The sequence below is a fragment of the Sagittula sp. MA-2 genome (assembly GCF_030126985.1).
Classification (GTDB): domain Bacteria; phylum Pseudomonadota; class Alphaproteobacteria; order Rhodobacterales; family Rhodobacteraceae; genus Sagittula.
This window is the reverse complement of the sequence record NZ_CP126145.1, coordinates 303,019-321,893: the sequence shown is the minus strand read 5'-3', so window position 1 is coordinate 321,893 and position 18,875 is coordinate 303,019. Positions and strand designations below refer to the sequence as shown.

20 protein-coding genes, 1 tRNA gene and 1 riboswitch are annotated in these 18,875 nt (G+C 66.4%); of the genes, 4 read left to right on the top strand and 17 right to left on the bottom strand.

From position 1 onward, the window contains the following. Positions 1-65: 65 nt before the first annotated feature. The 9 genes from QNI11_RS01570 to miaB all read right to left on the bottom strand — a co-directional run bounded on the left by QNI11_RS01570 (position 66) and on the right by miaB (position 8,967). The gene (locus tag QNI11_RS01570) at positions 66-779 is read right to left on the bottom strand and encodes a tRNA (guanosine(46)-N(7))-methyltransferase TrmB (RefSeq protein ID WP_283982077.1); all 714 of its coding nucleotides are present in this window, start codon (positions 777-779) and stop codon (positions 66-68) included. Positions 780-872: 93 nt separating this feature from the next. Next, positions 873-2,054, bottom strand: a complete 1,182-nt coding sequence (metK, locus tag QNI11_RS01565) for a methionine adenosyltransferase (protein ID WP_283982076.1) — start codon at positions 2,052-2,054, stop codon at positions 873-875. Positions 2,055-2,060: 6 nt separating this feature from the next. Continuing rightward, positions 2,061-2,109, bottom strand: a riboswitch (SAM-SAH riboswitch). A gap of 54 nt (positions 2,110-2,163) precedes the next feature. Further along, on the bottom strand, positions 2,164-3,705 hold the full coding sequence (gene lnt, locus QNI11_RS01560; RefSeq protein WP_283982075.1) for an apolipoprotein N-acyltransferase: 1,542 nt from the start codon (positions 3,703-3,705) through the stop codon (positions 2,164-2,166). After that, positions 3,698-4,654 carry a hemolysin family protein gene (locus QNI11_RS01555; RefSeq protein ID WP_283983473.1) on the bottom strand — a complete coding sequence of 319 codons (957 nt, stop codon included), beginning with the start codon at positions 4,652-4,654 and terminating at the stop codon, positions 3,698-3,700. Before QNI11_RS01555 ends, lnt begins: the two co-directional genes overlap by 8 nt. A gap of 13 nt (positions 4,655-4,667) precedes the next feature. Continuing rightward, positions 4,668-5,204 carry an rRNA maturation RNase YbeY gene (gene ybeY / locus QNI11_RS01550; RefSeq protein WP_100928130.1) on the bottom strand — a complete coding sequence of 179 codons (537 nt, stop codon included), beginning with the start codon at positions 5,202-5,204 and terminating at the stop codon, positions 4,668-4,670. A gap of 91 nt (positions 5,205-5,295) precedes the next feature. Continuing rightward, the gene (locus QNI11_RS01545; protein WP_100928131.1) at positions 5,296-6,267 is read right to left on the bottom strand and encodes a PhoH family protein; all 972 of its coding nucleotides are present in this window, start codon (positions 6,265-6,267) and stop codon (positions 5,296-5,298) included. 241 nt (positions 6,268-6,508) lie between these two features. Beyond that, the gene (locus tag QNI11_RS01540) at positions 6,509-6,826 is read right to left on the bottom strand and encodes a hypothetical protein (protein WP_283982074.1); all 318 of its coding nucleotides are present in this window, start codon (positions 6,824-6,826) and stop codon (positions 6,509-6,511) included. Positions 6,827-6,845: 19 nt separating this feature from the next. Beyond that, positions 6,846-7,442, bottom strand: coding sequence for an OmpA family protein (locus tag QNI11_RS01535; RefSeq protein WP_283982073.1), 597 nt, complete (start codon positions 7,440-7,442; stop codon positions 6,846-6,848). Between the two features lie 217 nt (positions 7,443-7,659). Beyond that, positions 7,660-8,967, bottom strand: coding sequence for a tRNA (N6-isopentenyl adenosine(37)-C2)-methylthiotransferase MiaB (gene miaB, locus QNI11_RS01530; protein ID WP_100928134.1), 1,308 nt, complete (start codon positions 8,965-8,967; stop codon positions 7,660-7,662). 111 nt (positions 8,968-9,078) lie between these two features. Between miaB and QNI11_RS01525 the strand changes: the two genes are divergently transcribed. Then, a complete protein-coding gene (locus QNI11_RS01525) occupies positions 9,079-9,948 on the top strand; it encodes a hypothetical protein (RefSeq protein ID WP_283982072.1) in 870 nt (289 codons plus the stop codon). 156 nt (positions 9,949-10,104) lie between these two features. Here QNI11_RS01525 and QNI11_RS01520 read toward each other — a convergent pair whose 3' ends face one another. The 5 genes from QNI11_RS01520 to fabB form a co-directional block, all read right to left on the bottom strand. Next, on the bottom strand, positions 10,105-10,779 hold the full coding sequence (locus tag QNI11_RS01520; RefSeq protein WP_100928136.1) for an FAD-binding oxidoreductase: 675 nt from the start codon (positions 10,777-10,779) through the stop codon (positions 10,105-10,107). 59 nt (positions 10,780-10,838) lie between these two features. After that, positions 10,839-11,156, bottom strand: coding sequence for a hypothetical protein (locus QNI11_RS01515; RefSeq protein WP_283982071.1), 318 nt, complete (start codon positions 11,154-11,156; stop codon positions 10,839-10,841). 75 nt (positions 11,157-11,231) lie between these two features. Then, the gene (locus tag QNI11_RS01510; RefSeq protein WP_283982070.1) at positions 11,232-11,687 is read right to left on the bottom strand and encodes a hypothetical protein; all 456 of its coding nucleotides are present in this window, start codon (positions 11,685-11,687) and stop codon (positions 11,232-11,234) included. Between the two features lie 81 nt (positions 11,688-11,768). Beyond that, a complete protein-coding gene (locus QNI11_RS01505) occupies positions 11,769-12,557 on the bottom strand; it encodes an enoyl-ACP reductase (RefSeq protein ID WP_100928139.1) in 789 nt (262 codons plus the stop codon). Between the two features lie 15 nt (positions 12,558-12,572). After that, on the bottom strand, positions 12,573-13,802 hold the full coding sequence (gene fabB, locus QNI11_RS01500; protein WP_100928140.1) for a beta-ketoacyl-ACP synthase I: 1,230 nt from the start codon (positions 13,800-13,802) through the stop codon (positions 12,573-12,575). Positions 13,803-13,986: 184 nt separating this feature from the next. On the opposite strand from fabB, the gene QNI11_RS01495 reads away from it, so the two are divergent. Together QNI11_RS01495 and QNI11_RS01490 are read left to right on the top strand one after the other, a co-directional pair. After that, complete coding sequence (locus QNI11_RS01495; RefSeq protein ID WP_283982069.1) at positions 13,987-14,859, top strand: sulfotransferase; 873 nt, start codon at positions 13,987-13,989, stop codon at positions 14,857-14,859. A 94-nt stretch (positions 14,860-14,953) separates the two neighbouring features. After that, the gene (locus QNI11_RS01490; protein ID WP_283982068.1) at positions 14,954-15,187 is read left to right on the top strand and encodes a hypothetical protein; all 234 of its coding nucleotides are present in this window, start codon (positions 14,954-14,956) and stop codon (positions 15,185-15,187) included. Positions 15,188-15,277: 90 nt separating this feature from the next. Here QNI11_RS01490 and fabA read toward each other — a convergent pair whose 3' ends face one another. Continuing rightward, a complete protein-coding gene (fabA, locus tag QNI11_RS01485) occupies positions 15,278-15,787 on the bottom strand; it encodes a bifunctional 3-hydroxydecanoyl-ACP dehydratase/trans-2-decenoyl-ACP isomerase (RefSeq protein WP_100928143.1) in 510 nt (169 codons plus the stop codon). A gap of 166 nt (positions 15,788-15,953) precedes the next feature. Here fabA and irr point away from each other — a divergent pair, with 166 nt between their 5' ends. After that, positions 15,954-16,394 (top strand): Fur family transcriptional regulator Irr, encoded by a 441-nt coding sequence (irr, locus tag QNI11_RS01480; protein WP_283982067.1) that lies wholly within the window; start codon positions 15,954-15,956, stop codon positions 16,392-16,394. 445 nt (positions 16,395-16,839) lie between these two features. Here the strand turns inward: irr and QNI11_RS01475 are convergent. Both QNI11_RS01475 and QNI11_RS01470 read right to left on the bottom strand, forming a co-directional pair. Continuing rightward, positions 16,840-16,924, bottom strand: a tRNA-Leu gene (locus QNI11_RS01475). A 56-nt stretch (positions 16,925-16,980) separates the two neighbouring features. Next, positions 16,981-18,804, bottom strand: a complete 1,824-nt coding sequence (locus QNI11_RS01470; protein ID WP_283982066.1) for a calcium-binding protein — start codon at positions 18,802-18,804, stop codon at positions 16,981-16,983. Positions 18,805-18,875: the final 71 nt, after the last annotated feature.

Sequence of the window (18,875 nt, the reverse complement as noted above, 5' to 3'; positions counted from 1 at the left end):
CTGTTAGCGCGGCACAGGTACGGGCGCAACGGCCCGTAGGGCGGGGCTGTGCGCCGCCTCCCCCCTTACAGCTTGCGGAACGTCAGGTAGTGCGGCACCCGGCCCTCACGCAGGGCCTTCTGCTCGTACCGGGTGGAATGCCAGTCGGACCACGGACGGCGCCAGTCCTCGGGCGCCTCGGCTTCCCACGCGAACCCGGCCTTCGGAACTTCGACCAGCGCCTGCCGCACGTAGTCGGGGATGTCGGTCGCCACGCGGAACTCCGCGCCCGGCTTCAGGGCGCGGTGCAGGGGCGCGAGGTGCTCCTGCGTCACGAAGCGCCGGCGGTGGTGCTTCTTCTTCGGCCAGGGATCGGGGTACAGCAGGAACGCCTTGTCCAGCGAGGCCTCTGGCAGCACGTCGAAAAGGTTGCGCACGTCGCCCGGGTGGACCGAAACGTTCTCGCAACCCGCCTCCCGCAGCTTGCCCAGCAGCATCGCCACGGCGTTCATGAAGGGCTCGCAACCGATGATCGCCACGTCCGGGTAGGTCACAGCCTGATGGACGAGGTGCTCGCCGCCGCCAAAGCCGATCTCCAGCCAGACGGGCCGGTCGCCAAACCGCGCCTTCAGATCCAGCGGCGTGCGCTCCGGGTTCACGTCCCAGTCGACCGGTCCCGGCGACAGGGCGCCCAGGTCTTCCTCGATGTATTCCAACTGGCTCGGGCGCAGGGTCTTGCCCCGCACACGGCCATAGAAGTTGCGCCAGGGCGCATCGGGATGTTTGTTCGACGTGGTCATGGCCGGGGCGTGTAGCCCCGCCCCGCGCAAAAGAAAAGGGGCGCCCCGCCGGGAACGCCCCTGTTTGCTCTCCGCCGCGCGGACGTGGCCGGGTCACACGGCCTTTGCCAGCGCTTCCGCCAGGTCGGTCCGCTCCCACGAGAAGCCGCCGTCCGGTTCCGGTGCGCGGCCGAAGTGGCCGTAGGCCGCGGTGCGCGCGTAGATCGGCTTGTTCAGGTCCAGGTGCGTGCGGATGCCGCGCGGGGTCAGGTCCATCACCTTGGGGATCGCCCGCTCGATCGCGGCGGCGTCGATTTCGCCGGTGCCGTGGGCGTCGACGTAGATCGACAGCGGCCGGGCCACGCCGATGGCATAGGACAACTGCACGGTGCAGCGTTCCGCCATGCCCGCCGCCACCACGTTCTTGGCGAGGTAGCGCGCGGCATAGGCCGCCGAGCGGTCCACCTTGGTCGGGTCCTTGCCGGAGAACGCGCCGCCGCCGTGCGGGGCCGCGCCGCCGTAGGTGTCGACGATGATCTTGCGCCCGGTCAGGCCCGCATCGCCGTCCGGCCCGCCGATCACGAAGGTGCCGGTCGGGTTCACCCACCATTCGGTGTCTTCCGAAATCCAGCCGTCGGGCAGGATCTGGCGGATGTAGGGCTCCACGATGGCGCGGATGTCGTCGGAGGTCTGGCTCTCGCTCTCGTGCTGGGTCGACAGCACGATGGAGCTCACGCCCACCGGCTTGCCGCCTTCGTAGCGCACCGTAAGCTGGGACTTCGCGTCGGGGCGCAGCGTCGGCTCCGTGCCGTCCTTGCGGACCTCGGCCAACCGCTTGAGGATCGCGTGGCTGTAGAGGATCGGCGCCGGCATCAGCGCATCGGTCTCGTTGGTGGCGTAGCCGAACATGATGCCCTGGTCGCCGGCCCCCTCGTCGCGGTTGCCGCCGCCGGTCACACCCTGCGCGATATGCGCGGACTGTTCGTGCAGGACGTTGGTGATCTCCACCGTCTCGTGGTGGAACTTCTCCTGCTCGTAGCCGATGTCCTTGATGCAGGCGCGGGCGATCTCGTCGATGCGGCCCATGTACTCCGCCAGCTTGGCCTGGTCGGTCAGGCCGACCTCTCCGCCGATGACGACACGGTTGGTGGTGGCGAAGGTCTCGCAGGCGACGCGCGCCAGCGGATCCTCGGCGATGAAGGCGTCGAGGACGGCGTCCGAGATCCGGTCGCAGACCTTGTCGGGATGCCCTTCCGAGACGGACTCGGAGGTGAAAACGTAACTCTGTCGGGACATGGGGGGTGCTCCATTCGGGTTTCTCCGTCACGCCAGGAAGCCGTTGTGACGGGATTTGTTGGGCCATTTCTCAGGCCTTCGTTCGGGGTACGCCCGCCAGGGGAACGGGTCAATCGTTTTCTCTGCGCAATGCGATGCGATGGTGTCGCAGCAGGAGGCCCGCGAAGAGGAACAGCATGATCAGCACTGGCAGGTCTCCCGTCCGGCTGTAAAGCGTGACGCGCAGCGGCGGCGGCAGCGGCGTGTCGATGTAGCCCGCCTCGTTCAGCGGCAGCGCGGCCAGCACGCGGCCCGCACCATCGATCACCGCCGAGACACCGGTGTTCGCCGCCCGCAGCATCGGCAGACCCTGCTCGATTGCCCGGATGCGCGCCTGTTCGAGATGCTGGTAAGGACCGGAGAAGGCACCGAACCACGCGTCGTTGGTGATCTGCATCAGCATGTCGGGCCGCGCCGGCGCGCGGTGCACGTCCTGCGGAAAGACCGCCTCGTAGCAGATCAGCGGCAGCGCGACGCCAAGCGGCCCGAGGTCCAGAAGCTCCGGCCCCGGTCCGGCGCTGTAGCCGCCCTCTGCCCGCGCCGCCAGTCCGGCGATGTTCCAGCGGGCAAAGACCGCCTTGGCGGGCATGTACTCTCCGAACGGCACGAGGTGATACTTGTCGTAGACCTGCCGCACGTCGCCCTCCGGCCCCATCAGGACAAGCGAGTTGTACCAGTTGCCGAGGTTCTCGCGCTGCAGCCCCACGACCACCTGCGCCGCACCCGCCGCATGGCTGATCTCGCCCAGTTCGTTGGCGGAGCGGTGCAGCAGCGTGGGCAGCGCCGTCTCCGGCCAGATCACAAGGTCGGGCCTGCTGTCGCCGTCCTTCATAGGGGCGGCGGTAAAGTCGACCTGGCGGCGATAATAGACCGGCACCATGTCGCGCTGCCACTTCAGGTGCTGCGGCGCGTTGGGCTGGACGAGGCGCACGATGGGACGGCCGTCGAGGTCCTGCAGCGGCGGGATCAGCGCCTGCCCCCCACCGAACAGCGCCAGAAGCGCCGTCACCCCGAGCACGGGCGGCAACAGCCGCATGTCACGCCTTGGCGCCTCTGCCGCGAAAAGGGCTGCGGTCGCGAAGGTCAGGAAGGTCAGCCCGTGCGGCCCGACCAGCGACACCCACTGCACCGGCGGTACCGGCAGCCAGAGATAGCCCACCAGTCCCCAGGGAAAGCCGGTCAGGACGTAGGCCCGCGCCAGCTCCGCCGCTGTCCATGTGACCACCAGTGCCGGCAGGGCCCGGTGTTTCGCATGGCCCGCACCCCAGAATGCAAGCGCCCAGAACAGGGCCAGCCCGCCCGCAAGGCCCAGCAGCCCGAAGGGGGCCATCCAGCCGGTCGTGGCGGCATCGACCATGAAGGGCTCGACGATCCAGCTCATCGAGAGGCCGAAGTAGCCCAGTCCGACCATCCAGCCGGTGCCCACCGCCCGCAGGCCACGCGGCGCCACGCGGAACAGCGCAAAGGCCCCCACGAGCCCGAGGAAACCCACGTACCAGAGATCGTAGGGTGCAGCCGACAGGCCCATGAGCGCGCCGCAGGCCAGGGCCAGCGGCAGACGCGCCCACCCGCGCAGCACAAATGCCCGCGCGGGCGCCGTCAGTTCAGGCATGGCCCGCCTTCGATGCACCCGCCGGGGTGGCGGGGACCTGTGTCTGGCTGGCGGCGCGCTGCGCGCCCGGCAGGCGCACCCGGAGCCGCTTGATGCGGCGCGGATCGGCATCCACCACCTCGAGGTCGAGACCGGCGGGATGGCGCACCACCTCACCGCGGGCCGGCACGCGGCCGGCCAGCATGAACACGAGGCCACCCAGCGTGTCGATTTCTTCCTCGTCGATGTCTTCGTGTTCGGTCAGGTCGAAGCCCAGTTCCGCCTCGAATTCCTCCAGTGGGGTCTTGGCCAGCGCAAGGTAGCAGCCCGGACGCTCCTTCACCCACGACTGGTCGTCGTCGGTGTCGTGCTCGTCCTCGATCTCGCCGATGACCTGTTCGATCAGATCCTCGATCGTCACCAGCCCGTCGACGCCGCCGTATTCGTCGATCACCAGCGCCATGTGCCGCCGTTCCGTCTGCATCTTCGTCAGCAGCACGCCGATCGGCATCGACGGCGGCACGAAGAGCAGCGGCCGCAACATGCGTTTCAGGTTGAAGCGGGCGCCCGCGCCGTTGAACCCGTAGGCCAGCGCAAAGTCCTTCAGGTGCGCCATGCCCACCGGGGTGTCGAGCGTGCCCTCGTAGACCGGCACCCGGGTCATCCCGCTTTCGCGGAAGACCTTCACCAGGTCGTCCCGGGTGATGGTGTTCGGCACCGCCACGATGTCGGCCTTGGGTATGGCCACGTCCTCGACCCGCATGCGCCGCAGGTTGATCATGCCGTGCACGGGTGCTTCGCGTGGGCCGACGGTGTCGTCGCCCTTGAAGTCGTCTTCCATGTCGGTTTCCGTGGTCCGACCGAAGAGGCGTCTCAGGAATCCCGGCCTCGCCGCATCCTGTCCCTCTTCATCCTCAAATTGTCTCAGCGCGCCATGCGCCGCCTTAGACGAGTCGTCGTTGTCGCCCATTTCTCCGGTCCAGTCACGAGCCATTGGGCCCATTAATCTCCCTATATGGGTCAGCGATACCGAGATTGCCAAGTATCTCGCGCTCCAACCCTTCCATCAACGTGGCATCCGCATCACGGATATGGTCGTAGCCCACAAGATGTAACACCCCGTGAACAAGCAAATGCGTCACGTGGTCCGCCATGGACTTGCCCTGCTCGGCAGCTTCCCGCTCACAGGTCTCCCATGCGAGCGCCAGATCGCCCAGATGATGCGGTTCGCCCATCTCCTCGAAGTCGTCGTCGAGGTGCGGCAGGAAAGGCTCACCGCCCACTTCGGGCGAGCCGAGTTCCTGCGTCGGCCAGCTCAGCACGTTGGTGGGCGCCGGGCGGCCGCGGAAATCGGCGTTGAGGATGGCGATGCGTCCGTCGCTGCAGCCCATCACCGCGATCTCGTAATCGTCGGCCACGAGGCCGAGCAGTGCAAGGGTCGCCTGCGCGGCCTCCTCTGCCAGCGCCCCGAGCCCGGCCGCTTCCCAGCGGTCGTCCTCGATGATCGTATCGGTCAGCATACGGCCGACCGGCCGGGGGCCAGCCCCCGGACCCCCGAGGTATTTCTGCCAAGATGAAGGTGAGGCGAAGGGCGGAGGCGGCAGGGGGATCTCACCCCTCCGCGTCCTTCTCGTAGGCCTCGATGATGGCGGCGACAAGCGGGTGGCGCACCACGTCCTTGCCGGTGAAGTAGTTGAAGGAAATGCCCTTCACGTCCTTCAGCAGGCGCTCCGCGTCCTGCAGGCCCGAGGGCACGCCGCGCGGCAGGTCGATCTGGGTGCGGTCGCCGGTGATCACCATGCGCGACCCCTCGCCCAGTCGGGTGAGGAACATCTTCATCTGCATGGTCGTGGCGTTCTGCGCCTCGTCCAGCACCACGAAGGCATTGGACAGGGTGCGCCCGCGCATGAAGGCCAGCGGCGCGATCTCGACCGTCTTTTCCTCGCGCATCTTGGCGAGCTGCTTGCCCGGCAGGAAGTCGTTCAGCGCGTCGTAGAGCGGCTGCATGTAGGGATCGACCTTCTCTTCCTGCGTGCCGGGGAGGAAGCCGAGCCGTTCGCCCGCCTCCACCGCAGGACGGCAGAGGATGATCTTGTCGACGGCGCCGGTGATCAGCATGTTCACCCCCACCGCCACGGCGATGTAGGTCTTGCCGGTGCCCGCGGGGCCGATGCCGAAGGCCAGCTCGTTCTCGAACAGCGACCGGACGTAGGCCTTCTGCGCATCGGTGCGCGGTTCCACCAGCTTCTTGCGGGTCTTGATCTCGACCTTGCCGCCGCCGAACATCTCGAGCTGCTGGTCGGGCTCCGGTTCGTGTTCCATGCGGAACTCCCGGTCGATGTCGCCCTTGCCGACCTCGCGCCCGGCCTCCAGCCGCTGGTAGAGCGCCTGCAGCACCTCCGTGGCTCCCTTTATGGCATCCTCAGGCCCGTGCACGGCAAGCTGGTTGCCGCGTCTGAGGATCTGCACGCCGGTGCGCGCCTCTATGTCTGTGAGGTTGCGGTCGAACTCTCCGCAGAGGTCGATCAGCAGCCGGTTGTCTGGAAACTCGAGGATGGCTTCGTTCAGTACGCCAGTGTTCAAGCCTCTCTCCTGCTCCGTGTTCGGCCCGGGCTGTGGATTCGGCGGGGGCCCTTGTCTAGATATGGTGCCAAGCCACACCCGCCTGCGCAAGTCTCGCGGGACGAATGTCACGCAAATGAAACACTGCCGCCCGCGTGTGCCTGCGTCCGAGGCGCCGGAACACGCCGCGCGGGACCAGACGGGAAAAGGGCCGCCCCCGGTGGGAGACGGCCCTTTTCCAATGGCTGAGGTGACGGTGGCGTCAGAGCGGGTCGCCGATGATGCGGGTCGAGCCGCCCTTGAACTGGCCGGTGACGACGGTCGGCGGTGCGACGCCCGAGCAGACCGGCTTGCCGTACTTGTCGAGACGCAGCGAGAGGTATCCCTCGACGCCGTCGTCGATGATCCAGTGGTCGCACCCGTTGGGGTCGACCCAGATGCCCGCCTGCATGGAGGACAGGTCATCCCGGTCGAAGAAGTTGCGGTCCTGGCTCTTGTCCGGGCCGATCGGAACGTCGACGCCACAGGCCGAGACGAGTCCCGCCACGGTCAGGGCAAGGAGCGGTTTTGCGAAGTTCATGTCCAAGGTCCCCCGGGCTTTACTGGAAGCAGAGAATTTCGACGCGGCGGTTCTTGGCCATGCCGGCAGCGGTGGCGTTGGACGCCACGGGCATGCGTTCGCCATATCCGCGCACGTCGGTGATGTTCGCTCCCACGGCCCGTGCAATGCGGGCCACGGCCAGCGCACGGTTGTACGACAGCTTCATGTTGTAGGAGTCCGAGGCCCGGCTGTCGGTAAGCCCGGCGATCACGTAACCCACCGCGGTCGAGGACCGGAAGAAGTTGGCGATCTGCGCCTGGCCGTGCTTCGAGATCTTGTAGCTGTCGGTGGCAAAGAACTGGTCGGTGTTCATCACGCCGCAGGTGTTGGACCGGCGGCAGACCGGGATCCCCTTGCGGTCGAGGTGGGGGTCCATGTAGCCCTCCACGCCGTCGTCCATGACCCAGTGCTCGCAGCCATCGGGGTCGACCCAGATGCCCGGAATGTATTGCTCGCCCACAATGGTGCGCGTGGTTTGCGTAGAAATGATAGGTGTTTGCCCAGCATCTTCCGCGACCGCCGGTGCAGCAACCGACAGGCACAGGGATGCAGTCAGCGCAAGCGCGCTGAGGGCCTTGGAGATGCGTGTCACCACAGCCTCTGTCCCTTAACTGATGTTTCCCCCATGCGCGGCTGTCCGATGGCAGCGGGCCGCGCAAATTAACTGTAAAGTCAGTGTAAGGATTCCATTAGGTAAGGGAAGAAGAAATCCACAAGGACTGTACCGCTTTCGGAAACAGTTCCCACTATATCTTGTGTTTTGTGTGGATAATTCGGTGTTGTTTTTTGATTCAATAGGTTCTGTGGCGACATTACATCGCCATCATGGCGCCTTTAAGGCTGTTTGGACCACTGGATTCGATTCGGACAGGGGCAATATCGCCCACGTCGATTCCCTTTGCCTCCACATGCACGGCATGCAGGTATTCCGATTTTCCGACCATTTGCCCCGGCAGGCGGCCGGGCTTTTCGAAAAGCACCCGGACCTCGCGCCCGACCATCGCGTCCTGCAACGCGCGCTGCTGTTTCGTCAGCAGGGCCTGCAGCCGCTGAAGGCGGTCGTCCTTCTCGTCCTCGGGCACCTGAGCGCGCTCGGCGGCAGGTGTGCCCGGACGCTCCGAATACTTGAAGGAAAAGGCCGATCCGTATTCCACCGCCTCGATCAGCGCGAGCGTGTCGCGGAAATCCTGCTCCGTTTCTTCGGGGAAGCCGACGATGAAATCGCCCGACAGGTGCAAGTCGGGCCGTGCGGCGCGCAGCCGCTCGATCAGGCGCAGGTACTGCTCGGCCGTGTGCTGGCGGTTCATCCGCTTGAGGATCCTGTCCGACCCGGCCTGCACGGGCAGGTGCAGGTACGGCATCAGCTTCTCGCATTCGCCATGCGCCGCGATCAGCGCGTCATCCATGTCGTTGGGATGCGAGGTGGTGAAACGGATACGCGCCAGGCCGTCGATTGTTTCCAGTTCCCGGATCAAACCGGCCAGCCCGCCGTCGTGCCCGTGGTAGGCGTTCACGTTCTGGCCCAGCAGGGTGATCTCCCGCACGCCGCGCTCCACGAGGTCGCGCGCCTCGCGCATCACCCGCTCCGCCGGGCGGCTCACTTCGGCGCCGCGCGTGTAGGGCACCACGCAGAAGGCACAGAACTTGTCGCAGCCCTCCTGCACCGTCAGAAAGGCCGTCGGGCCGCGCTTCGCCTTCGGGCGCTGCGCCAACCGCTCGAACTTGTCTTCCTCCGGGAAATCGGTGTCGAGCGCCTTCGCCCCGGTGCGCGTCTTCGCCTCCAGCTCCGGCAGGCGGTGATAGCTCTGCGGGCCGACAACAAGATCCACCATCGGCTGGCGGCGCATGATCTCCTCGCCCTCCGCCTGCGCGACACAGCCCGCCACGCCGATCTTCAGGTCGGGCTTCGCCGCCTTCAGACCCTTGTATCGGCCCAGCTCGGAATAGACCTTCTCGGCGGCCTTCTCCCGGATGTGGCAGGTGTTCAGCAGGATCATGTCGGCGTCGTCGGGCGTGTCCGTCACGACATAGCCCTGCCCGCCCATGGCCTCCGCCATGCGCTCGCTGTCGTAGACGTTCATCTGGCAACCGTAGGTCTTGATGAAGAGCTTCCGGGTCATGCTGCACCATTGCGTAGGGGATCAGGGGCGGGGGATACCCCGAAACCGCCCCGTCTTGCAATGGGGCCGAAATTCACCGATTCTCGACGCAAAGCGCTTGAGGGCAGGCCGATGCAGTACGACTCCCTACAGGATTTCCTCAACCGGGGCCGCGACGCGCTGGCCAGCGGGCCGGTTGCGATGATCTTCGCCGAGGACGAGACGGAACTCGCGACCACGCTGCGCCACCACCGCCACTGCGGCTTCCGCACCGTCCTGTGCTTCGTCTCGCCGCTGTGGGAGACGCCGCCAGACCTCGTGGGCAAGATACGCCGCATCGACTACGACCCGATGGCCGACGGCGCGGTCCAGGCGGCGGTGGACCAGGTCAACGCCGCCGCCGGGGGCAGCTGGCTCTACTACTGTTACAACGCGGAATACCTGTTCTACCCGTTCTGCGAGACACGCACCATCGGCGAGATGCTCGCCTACCACACCGAAGAGCGGCGCGATGCCATGCTGACCTACGTGGTGGACCTCTACGCCAGCGATCTCCGCCGCCACCCGAACGCCGTCTCGCTCGACGAGGCCTGCCTCGACCGCTCCGGCTACTACGCGCTCGCCCGGCTCGACCCGGACAACAAGAACTACCCGAAGGAACGGCAGCTCGACTTCTTCGGCGGCCTGCGCTGGCGGTACGAGGAACACATCCCCCCCGAACGCCGCAAGATCGACCGCATCGCCATCTTCCGCGCAAAGCCGGGCCTGCACCTGCGCGAGGATCACACCTTCGACGACGAGGAATACAACACCTACGCCTGCCCGTGGCACAACAACCTGACGGCCGCCATCGCGTCCTTCCGCACCGCCAAGGCGCTGAAGCGCAACCCCGGCTCGACCTTCGACATCCAGAACTTCCACTGGCACAACTCCGTGCCCTTCGAATGGCACTCGCGCCAGCTCCTCGACCTCGGCCTGATGGAGCCCGGCCAGTGGTTCTGACCTCTTACTGACAACAGCCATACCGAAGGGAAGGACAGGGAACCGCCCCTGCCCTTCATCTTGGTCCAAATACCTTGGGGGGTCCGGGGGGCCAGCCCCCCGGCCTTCGCGGGCAACGCCCGCGCGGGTCGGTCCGCGCCAGCGGACCGAAACCCGTCAGTCGAACTCTTCCGTCACCACGTGGTCCTTCGGCACGCCCAGCTCGGCGACCTCGCGCGGCAGCGCCTCGACCATGCCGTCCGGGCCGCAGACGTAGACCACGTCGCCCTTCACATCGACCATGTCCTTCAGGAAGGACGCGTCGACCTGGCCCCGCGCGTAGCCGCTGTCGGGCTCGTCGGTCACCGTGTAGACCACGGCCAGCCCCGGCATCGCGTCGAATTCGTCCTTCAGGATGATGTCGGCCTCCGTCTGGTTCGAGAACACCAGCGTGTTGCCCTCCAGCGTGCCCTTGTCCTGCAGCTTCTTGCGCAGGATGGAGATGAACGGCGTCACACCCGCGCCCCCGGCGATGAAGATGCCGTCGCCCTTGTCCTCGATCGCGCCCCAGGGGTCCTCGATCAGCACCTTGTCGCCGGCCTGCAACTTGCCGATCTGCTCGGTCACGCCGTCATGCTCCGGGTAGGACTTGATGACGAACTGCAGCGTGTCCTCGTCCGGCAGGCTGGTGAAGGTGAAGGGCCGCTTCTCCTCGCGCCAGCCGTCCTTGTCCAGCGACAGGTCGACCGCCTGCCCCGGCGTGAACGAGAAACCCTCGGGCTTGTCGAACACAAGGTGGTGCGTGTCGTGCGTCACGGGCGAAATGGATTGCAGTGTCAGCGTGTGAGTCATGTGAACCTCCGTTTGCCGTCAAAACGCGGCGGCAGGGACAGGGGTTCCGGGACGCGCCCTCAGGCGGAGGCCAGCGTCCCGTAGGTGCAGAGCTGCCGGTGCCCGTCCGTGCGGCTCACCAGCGTGCCGCCGCGATAGACCGCATGCACGTATTTCGGCCCGTCGCCGTAGGCGTAGCTCACGCAGGATTCGTCGAAGTTCTTCGGGTTGCGCTCGAACCCGGCCTCGCTGCCAAGCGCCACCTCCGCCTCGGCCCGGGTCACACCCAGCGCCAGCTTCTGCGCCACGCCGTCGTTGCCGGGCTTGTCGGCCTGCGGCGCGCCCACGGTGCAGGCGGACAGCAACAGGGCGGTCAGGGCAAGGACGAGGCGCGGCATCTGGGCTCTCCGGTCAGGGGATTCGTTTCCCTTGGGTAGCACGCGCCGCCCGCGCCCGGAACCGGGCCGGAGGGTTCAGTCGGACGAGAGCTGCCCCATGCGCCGCACCGCGACGCGGCTTTCGGGCATGGAGCTGACCGGCGGGCGCTCCGCCGAACGCTCCTCGTTTCCGGCCGAAAGCCATCCGTTCCCCGGGAGCAGCGCGGCCTCCTCCACCGTGTCGACGGGCGCGAAGGCTTGCGCCGGCACGGCGGCGGCCGCGGTCATCGCCGCCTCGCGGCGCGCGGCCATCTCCGTCTCGATGACCTCCAGCAGCCCGGCCTGGAACCGGGCCATCGCGGCCTGCCCGTCCTCGGTCGCGATGAGATAGCGGGACGCCCCGAGGCTCAGCCCCAGGAACAGCAGCTTGAGGGCGATCTTCCGGGCGAAACCGCCGCGCCGCCTGCCGCGACGCCGCTTCTCCGCACGCTTGCGCAGGTCTGCGCCCGCATCGCCGAGTATGGCCTGTCTGAGATCCTGATCCGTCGTCATGCCACGATCCCAGCACATGACCCTGCCGGAAGCACGGCCAAGTCACGGCGGAATTTCGGCACTTTTTACGAAAATGGAAACTTACAGGTTCTCGTACTGCGGCATTCCGAGCACGTGGTAACCGCCGTCCACGAGGATGATCTCGCCCGTCGTGCAGGCCCCCGCGTCCGAGCACAGCCAGACCGCCGTGCCGCCCACCGCCTCGAGCGTCGCGTTGGACCGCAGGGGGGCGTTCTGGTCGGTGTGCTTGTAGGTCTTGCGCGCGCCGCCGATGGCCGCACCGGCCAGCGTCTTCATCGGTCCCGGCGAAATGGCGTTCACGCGGATGCCGTCCGGCCCGAGGTCATTGGCAAGGTAGCGGGTCGCCGATTCCAGCGCCGCCTTGGCGACGCCCATGATGTTGTAGTTCGGCACGACGCGCTGCGACCCCTGGTAGGTCAGCGTCAGCATGGTGCCGCCCTCGGTCATCAGCGGATAGGCGCGGCGCGCCACCTCGATGAAGGAATAGACCGAGATGTCCATGGAGTTCTTGAAGTTCGCCCGCGAGGTGTTCAGGAACCGGCCCTGCAGCTCCGACTTGTCGGAAAAGGCGATGGCATGGACGAGAAAGTCCAGCCGGTCCCAGCGCTTGCCGAGGGACTCGAACGCCGCATCCAGAGAGGCATCGTCCGTCACGTCCACGTCGACCATGAAATCGGAGCCCACGCTTTCGGCCAGTGGTGCCAGCCGCTTGCCGAAGGCTTCGCCCTGGTGGGTGAAGGCCAGCTCCGCCCCTGCCTCGTGACACGCCTTCGCGATCCCCCAGGCAATCGACCGTTCGTTCGCCACACCCATGACAAGCCCGCGCTTGCCTTCCAGAGTTATCGTCATCCCAGTCTTTCCGTATCAGTCGTTGAACCGCGAGAGCACCATCGAGCCGTTGGTGCCGCCGAAGCCGAAGGAGTTGGTCATCACCGAATCCAGCCCGGCGTTCTCCACCAGAGACGTGGCGATTTCCTCGGGCTTGAGCGCCGGATCCAGCGTTTCCACGTTGATCGACGGGATGATGAAGTCGTCCCGGAGCGCGAGAAGGCAGTAGATCGCCTCCTGCGCGCCGGTCGCGCCCTGGCTGTGGCCGGTCATCGACTTGGTCGAGCTGACCGGCGGGGTCGAACCGTCACCGAACACGCGGCGCACCGCCTCGATCTCGCCGACGTCGCCCACCGGGGTCGAGGTGCCGTGCGCGTTGATGTAGCTGACCTTGCGGCCTTCGGGCAGCGTCGACAGCGCCACGCGCATCGCGCGCTCGCCACCCTCGCCCGAGGGGGCCACCATGTCCGCGCCGTCCGACGTGGCGCCATAGCCCGTCACCTCGGCGTAGATCTTCGCGCCGCGCGCCTTCGCGTGTTCCAGGTCTTCCAGCACGACGATGCCGCCGCCGCCGGAAATGACGAAACCGTCGCGATCCTTGTCGAAGGCGCGGCTCGCGCGCTCCGGCGTGTCGTTGTACTTCGAGGACATCGCGCCCATGGCGTCGAACAGGCAGCTGAGCGTCCAGTCCAGCTCCTCGCCGCCGCCGGCGAACATCACGTCCTGCTTGCCCATCATGATCTGTTCCGCCGCGTTGCCGATGCAGTGCAGCGAGGTCGAGCAGGCGGAGGTGATCGAGTAGTTGATCCCCTTGATCTTGAACGCGGTCGAGAGGTTGGCGCTGATCGTCGAACACATCGCCTTCGGCACCGCGAACGGGCCGACGCGCTTCGTCCCGCCGGACTTCAGCACGGTCTGGTGCGCGGTCAGCAGGGCCGAGGTCGACGGCCCGCCGGACCCGGCCACAAGCCCGGTGCGCGGGTTCACGATGTCGGACTCTTCCAGCCCGGAATCGGCAATCGCCTGCTGCATCGCGATATGCGCATAGGCCGCACCCGGCCCCATGAAGCGCAGCGTGCGCTTGTCGACGTGTTCGGACACGTCGATCTTGAGCTGGCCGGAGATCTGCGAGCGGAACCCGTGTTCCTTCATCTCCTCAGAGGCGGAAATCCCCGACCGCCCCGCCTTCAGCGAGGCGGTGACCTCTTCGGCGTTGTTTCCGATGCTGGAGACGACCCCCAACCCTGTAACGACGACGCGGCGCATGCGGCCTCCCTTGATTTGTTGGGTCTTACTAAGGCAGTCCTGCGGTCAGGCGCAAGGTGCGCAGCGCGCTTCCATCCACGGCAAGGCCGGCAATCGCCGCCGCGGATGGCCGGAACCGATCCCGCGGTTGAGCAATTTTGCGCCCCGTGGCAGCCTCTGCGTCACACGCAAGAGGACAGCGCGGATGCCCAGACACCTGCCGGAACTCGACGGCAAGACCTTCCTGGTCTGCATCGGCGCCGCGAAATGCGCGACGAGCTGGCTGCACCGCTACCTGTCGGGCCTGCCAGAGGTCGAACCTTCGCCTTTGAAGGAACTGCATTTCTTCAATGCCCGCACACCCGTTCCCGCCTTCGGCGATCCGGATGCCGTGGCCCTTGCCCGCCTGCGCGCCTTCATGGGCCAGCCGGGCGACACGCTCGCCAACCTGCGCGGACAGCCCGCCTTCGCCGCCAGCCTCGACCGGGTCCGGATGATCTATGACGAGGACGCCTATTTCGGCCATTTCGCGCGCCTCGTCTCTCCGCACACCCGCGTCCTCGCGGACATCACGCCCGCCTATGCCACGCTCGGCCCTGCGGGTTTCGCGGACATGCGCGCCTTCTTTGCCAGCCAGCAGGTGACGCTGAAGGTGCTGTTCATCATGCGCGACCCCGTGGACCGGCTCTGGTCCCAGTTGCGCCACGTCGAACAGATGACCCCGGACAAGCCCGCCGCCACCCATTGGCACCTGGCCCCGGACGCGCCCGCAATCTGGTCGCGCACGGACTATCGCGCCACCGTCGCCGCCCTGGACGCCTGCTTTGCCCCCGAGGACCGGCTCTGCCTCTTCTACGAAACCCTCTTCGCCCCTAAGACGCTCGGCCGCCTCTGCGGCTTTCTGGGTGTCGAGGCCGCCGAAGCCATACCCGCCGGACGCCAGAACGAAACACGGGTTCAGGTCGCCCTGCCCGATGACGCCCGCAGGACCTTCGCCGACCTGCTCGCCCCGCAATACGCCTTCTGCCGCGAACGCTTCGGTACGGAGGTGCCCGAGGCATGGGGCAGGTATTCCTGACTCGCAGGCGCGCCCCTTTCCCCCCATCTAAGCCGTGTTCAACACAACCCGCCCGCAGATTTCAGGGGCGGTTCTCAACACAAGGACTTTTGCAATGCCCGAAGATCTTGGCGGCAGTTTCGCCGCGTTCAAATTCCGCTCTTCCGACCGGAACACCAGCTCCGACGACAGTGCGGGCGACGACTTCGACCTGATGCTCCAAACCGCCTTTGGCGACGCCTACGGCTCCTTCGACCAGAGCGTCGAGAGATCCGGCGACACCACCCCCACCACCTGGGAGGGAGACGTGCCGCCCGACCTGTCGGACGATTTCGACTTCCTGCTGTAGGCGCAGCGGCGCAAGGCCAATGCCCCGAAACGCAAAAGGGTGCGCCATGGCGCACCCTTCTTCATGTCCGGCAATTGAAACGCCGCGCCCTCAGCTCTCGCTGAGCGCCACCTTCATGTCCTTGACCTCGTAGATGATCTCGCCGTCGGCCTCGACGATGCCGTCGGCCACGCCCATCGTCAGGCGGCGGGTCTGCACGGCCTTGGTGAAATCCACCTTGTAGGTCAGCATCTTGCGGTCCGGGCGGACCATGCCCTTCAGCTTGACCTCGCCCACACCCAGCGCATAGCCGCGCCCGGTCCAGCCGCGCCAGCCGAGGTTGAAGCCGGTCAGCTGCCACAGACCGTCAAGGCCGAGGCAGCCCGGCATGATCGGGTTGCCGGGGAAGTGGCACTCGAAGAACCACAGGTCCGGGGTGATGTCGAATTCCGCCACGACGTGCCCCTTGCCGTGCAGGCCGCCGTCGCCGGAGATGTCGGTGATCCGGTCCATCATCAGCATCGGCGGCTCGGGCAGCTGGGCGTTGCCCACGCCGAACAGCTCGCCTCGGGCGCATTTCAACAGGTCTTCCTTGCCGAAGCTGGTGGGGTAATCGGCCATGCGGGGAGGGCTCCCTATCCATCATGAAGTGATCGTGTCGCGAAGTCCGGCCCCCTCTAGCACCCGGAAAGCGCGCCATGCAAGCGGAACACGGTGCCGCAGCCCGCAAGCCGCTGGCACGAAAAGGTTTGAAATCGGGTGCGCCGACACATTATATAACAATGCAATGACCGAGACGGATATCACCTCCTCCATGTCCACGGAACTCGACCGCGGAAAATCCTGGCTGGCGCGCAGCGATCTGCGCCCGACCCGGCAGCGCGTGGCGTTGGCGGCCCTTCTGGTTGGCGACGGACGCAACCGGCACGTCACCGCCGAAAGCCTCTTTGCCGCCGCCAAGGACCAGGGGGAGCGGGTCAGCCTCGCCACCGTCTACAACACGCTCAAGGCGTTCTGCGACGCGGGCCTGATGCAGGAGGTGACGGTCGACGGCTCGCGCAGCTATTTCGACACCAACACCCACGATCACCCGCATTTCTTCTGGGAAGACGACGGCCACCTGACCGACGCCCCGGCGGATCAGCTGGTGATCACGCAGCTGCCGAACGCGCCGGACGGGGCAGAGATTGCCTCCGTCGACGTGGTCATCCGCCTGCGCCGGAAATAACCCCCGATCAGACGGGCCGACCACGGGCAGAGATAATCTCCGTCCGTCTGCCCTTGGCTTCCCCCGGGCAGCTTTCGGCCATGCCCGCCCTTTTCGGCCATCGTTCTCCGAAAACTGACGACTGCCTGCCTTTCTGCTGCGCCTCCAGAGCGATCTTGTCGCAGGCGACTTGGCCCCGGCTGCTCAGCGCTGCCCTTCGCGGGTTGTGTTGTCGAGTTGCCCGAGAGACTGGTTTTTTTCAATGTCCCTATCCTGCGCCTTTTTCTCGCGCAGCAGAATCGCCCTTCTTCGCACCCCGATTGGTGCGATTAATGGGACCTACCGAAATTCCCCCTGAAATTATTTCACCGCATTCAGAAAACGACGATTGTCGCGGCGCCCATAAAACAGGCGTCTGGCACGTAATCAATAATTCCAATACGGCGCCGGAATTGAAGGGAGAGGGTGGTACCCGCGGCCGGACTCGAACCGGCACGGCACAAGGCCTGGAGATTTTAAGTCTCCTGTGTCTACCATTCCACCACGCGGGCACACGCGCGCGACAATAGCGGCGGCGCGCGCCGTGTAAACCGGTCGCGTCGGCCCGTCAAAGCAGGAAATCGTCCGACGTCACGCCGCCCGGCACGTTCAGCAGGATCAGCTCGCCGTCCGACACGCCGTCGCCGGTCTCGTCGAGATAGAGGATCGCGGCACCGAAGGCGTTCATGAAATATCGCACCTCCATCGCGCCGGAGCCGGTGAACCCCGCCGTGCCGCGAAAGACGAAGCTGCCCTCCTCGTTGATGCCGGACAGGTCGACCGTGTCAATGCCACGCTCGAAATCCTTGATCCGGTCAGAGACGCCGTCGTCAGCCTCCAGCACGCTGTCGAAGACGAAGATGTCGGCGCCGGACTTGCCGATCAGGATGTCGTAGCCCAGTCCGCCCTGGATCACGTCGTTGCCGCCGTCGCCCGCGATGGTGTCGTTGCCCGCACCGCCCAGCAACGTGTCGTTGCCGTCGCCGCCCAGCACGCGGTCCGCGCCGTCTCCGCCATCGAGGAAATCGTCGTCCTGCCGCCCGACCATGTAGTCGTTGCCCGCCCCGCCGGACAGCGCATCGCGGCCATAGCCGCCGTTCATCGTGTCGTTGCCGTCGCCGCCGTCCAGCACGTCGTCGCCGTCCTCGCCCGAAAGTTCGTCGTTGCCCGCGCCGCCGATCAGAGTGTCAGACCCGGACCAGCCCGACATCGTGTCCGCGCCAAATCCGCCGTCCACTTCGTCATCGCCGGAATTGCCGCTCAGCAGGTCGTTGCCGTCGTCGCCGTAGAGGATGTCGTTGCCCGCGCCGCCCGCGATGGTGTCGTCGCCCCCCAGCCCCGCCAGCATGTTGTGGCCGGAGTTGCCGACGATCTGCTCTGCCTCGACAGAGCCGCGGACCTCATGGTTGCCGGCGCCCAGCAGCAGGATCGCCTCCACCCCGCTCACGTCCAGCACGTCGGATCGGGCGATCACCGTGTCGAGCCCGGTGCCGCCGATCACCGCGACGCTGCCGTCCTCGATCACGATCAGGTCGTTGTCCGGGCCACCGTCGATCCAGCCCTCGAAACTGCCGCCGGTGCCGTAGATCGTGTCGTCGCCATAGCCGAGGTCGAGGTTCCCGAGCCACTGACCCGCGTTGTAGACCACATCCGCGCCGGAGCCCGCGTCAAAGTCCCCCCGCACCGTGCCGTCGTTGCGCAGGATGTCGGCGGTCTCGCTGCCCTGGATCCACACCTCCCCCGCATCGGCGAGGCCCGCCACCGACGTTTCCCACCCTTCGATCACGCCGGTGTTGAACAGGGTCAGCCCCAGCACGGCCGCGCCGTCGATCTGCGTCACCTCCATCCGGCCCGCGTTGTCGAGGTAGGCCCGCCCGGTGCCCGACATGCCCAGTTCGCCGCCGCGCATGGTGCCGGTGTTCTCCACCGTGACGTGCTGGGCGTAGTTACCGTCGCGCAGCACGTCATGCCCGTAAAGCGCCTGCATCAGCCCGTGGTTCACCACCGTGTAGGACAGCGCCGCCGCCGCCCCGATCACGTCGATGACGCGCCCCGCGCTTGTGATCTCGCCGTTGTTGACGATCCGGTGCGTGCCCGCCGTGGCCAGCAGCAGCGCGCTGCGCATGTTCAGGGAATCGTCGTTGTTTCGGATCAGGCCGTGGTTCTCCACCACGGCCGAAGCCGCGCCCATGTAGATCACCGAATTGGCGTGGCCGATGATGTCGCCATAGTTCACCAGCAGGCTGCGCTGGGACCCGCCGCTCATCTGCACGGTGTAGGTTTCGTCGTTGGCGATGATCGTGCCGTCGGTCACGTAGACGGTGTCGCCATTGGCCACGGTGTAATGCGAGCCGGTGTAGATCTGGTCCGCGTTCTGGAATACGAAGGCCATTCTCGCCCTTTTCAGGCGGCCCGTTCTGACCGCTCATGACTGTCCGCGCCCTCTTCGACGCGAACCCACCA

Bases quoted from the DNA above. Each gene is read 5' to 3' on its own strand.
- ybeY (WP_100928130.1), bottom strand. From the start codon at position 5,204: ATGCTGACCGATACGATCATCGAGGACGACCGCTGGGAAGCGGCCGGG.
- QNI11_RS01495 (WP_283982069.1), top strand. From the start codon at position 13,987: ATGCCCAGACACCTGCCGGAACTCGACGGCAAGACCTTCCTGGTCTGC.
- QNI11_RS01515 (WP_283982071.1), bottom strand. From the start codon at position 11,156: ATGCCGCGCCTCGTCCTTGCCCTGACCGCCCTGTTGCTGTCCGCCTGC.
- miaB (WP_100928134.1), bottom strand. From the start codon at position 8,967: ATGACCCGGAAGCTCTTCATCAAGACCTACGGTTGCCAGATGAACGTC.
- irr (WP_283982067.1), top strand. From the start codon at position 15,954: ATGACCGAGACGGATATCACCTCCTCCATGTCCACGGAACTCGACCGC.
- fabB (WP_100928140.1), bottom strand. From the start codon at position 13,802: ATGCGCCGCGTCGTCGTTACAGGGTTGGGGGTCGTCTCCAGCATCGGA.
- fabA (WP_100928143.1), bottom strand. From the start codon at position 15,787: ATGGCCGATTACCCCACCAGCTTCGGCAAGGAAGACCTGTTGAAATGC.
- QNI11_RS01520 (WP_100928136.1), bottom strand. From the start codon at position 10,779: ATGACTCACACGCTGACACTGCAATCCATTTCGCCCGTGACGCACGAC.
- QNI11_RS01470 (WP_283982066.1), bottom strand. From the start codon at position 18,804: ATGGCCTTCGTATTCCAGAACGCGGACCAGATCTACACCGGCTCGCAT.
- QNI11_RS01490 (WP_283982068.1), top strand. From the start codon at position 14,954: ATGCCCGAAGATCTTGGCGGCAGTTTCGCCGCGTTCAAATTCCGCTCT.
- QNI11_RS01525 (WP_283982072.1), top strand. From the start codon at position 9,079: ATGCAGTACGACTCCCTACAGGATTTCCTCAACCGGGGCCGCGACGCG.
- metK (WP_283982076.1), bottom strand. From the start codon at position 2,054: ATGTCCCGACAGAGTTACGTTTTCACCTCCGAGTCCGTCTCGGAAGGG.
- QNI11_RS01555 (WP_283983473.1), bottom strand. From the start codon at position 4,654: ATGGGCGACAACGACGACTCGTCTAAGGCGGCGCATGGCGCGCTGAGA.
- QNI11_RS01570 (WP_283982077.1), bottom strand. From the start codon at position 779: ATGACCACGTCGAACAAACATCCCGATGCGCCCTGGCGCAACTTCTAT.
- QNI11_RS01540 (WP_283982074.1), bottom strand. From the start codon at position 6,826: ATGAACTTCGCAAAACCGCTCCTTGCCCTGACCGTGGCGGGACTCGTC.
- QNI11_RS01510 (WP_283982070.1), bottom strand. From the start codon at position 11,687: ATGACGACGGATCAGGATCTCAGACAGGCCATACTCGGCGATGCGGGC.
- QNI11_RS01505 (WP_100928139.1), bottom strand. From the start codon at position 12,557: ATGACGATAACTCTGGAAGGCAAGCGCGGGCTTGTCATGGGTGTGGCG.
- lnt (WP_283982075.1), bottom strand. From the start codon at position 3,705: ATGCCTGAACTGACGGCGCCCGCGCGGGCATTTGTGCTGCGCGGGTGG.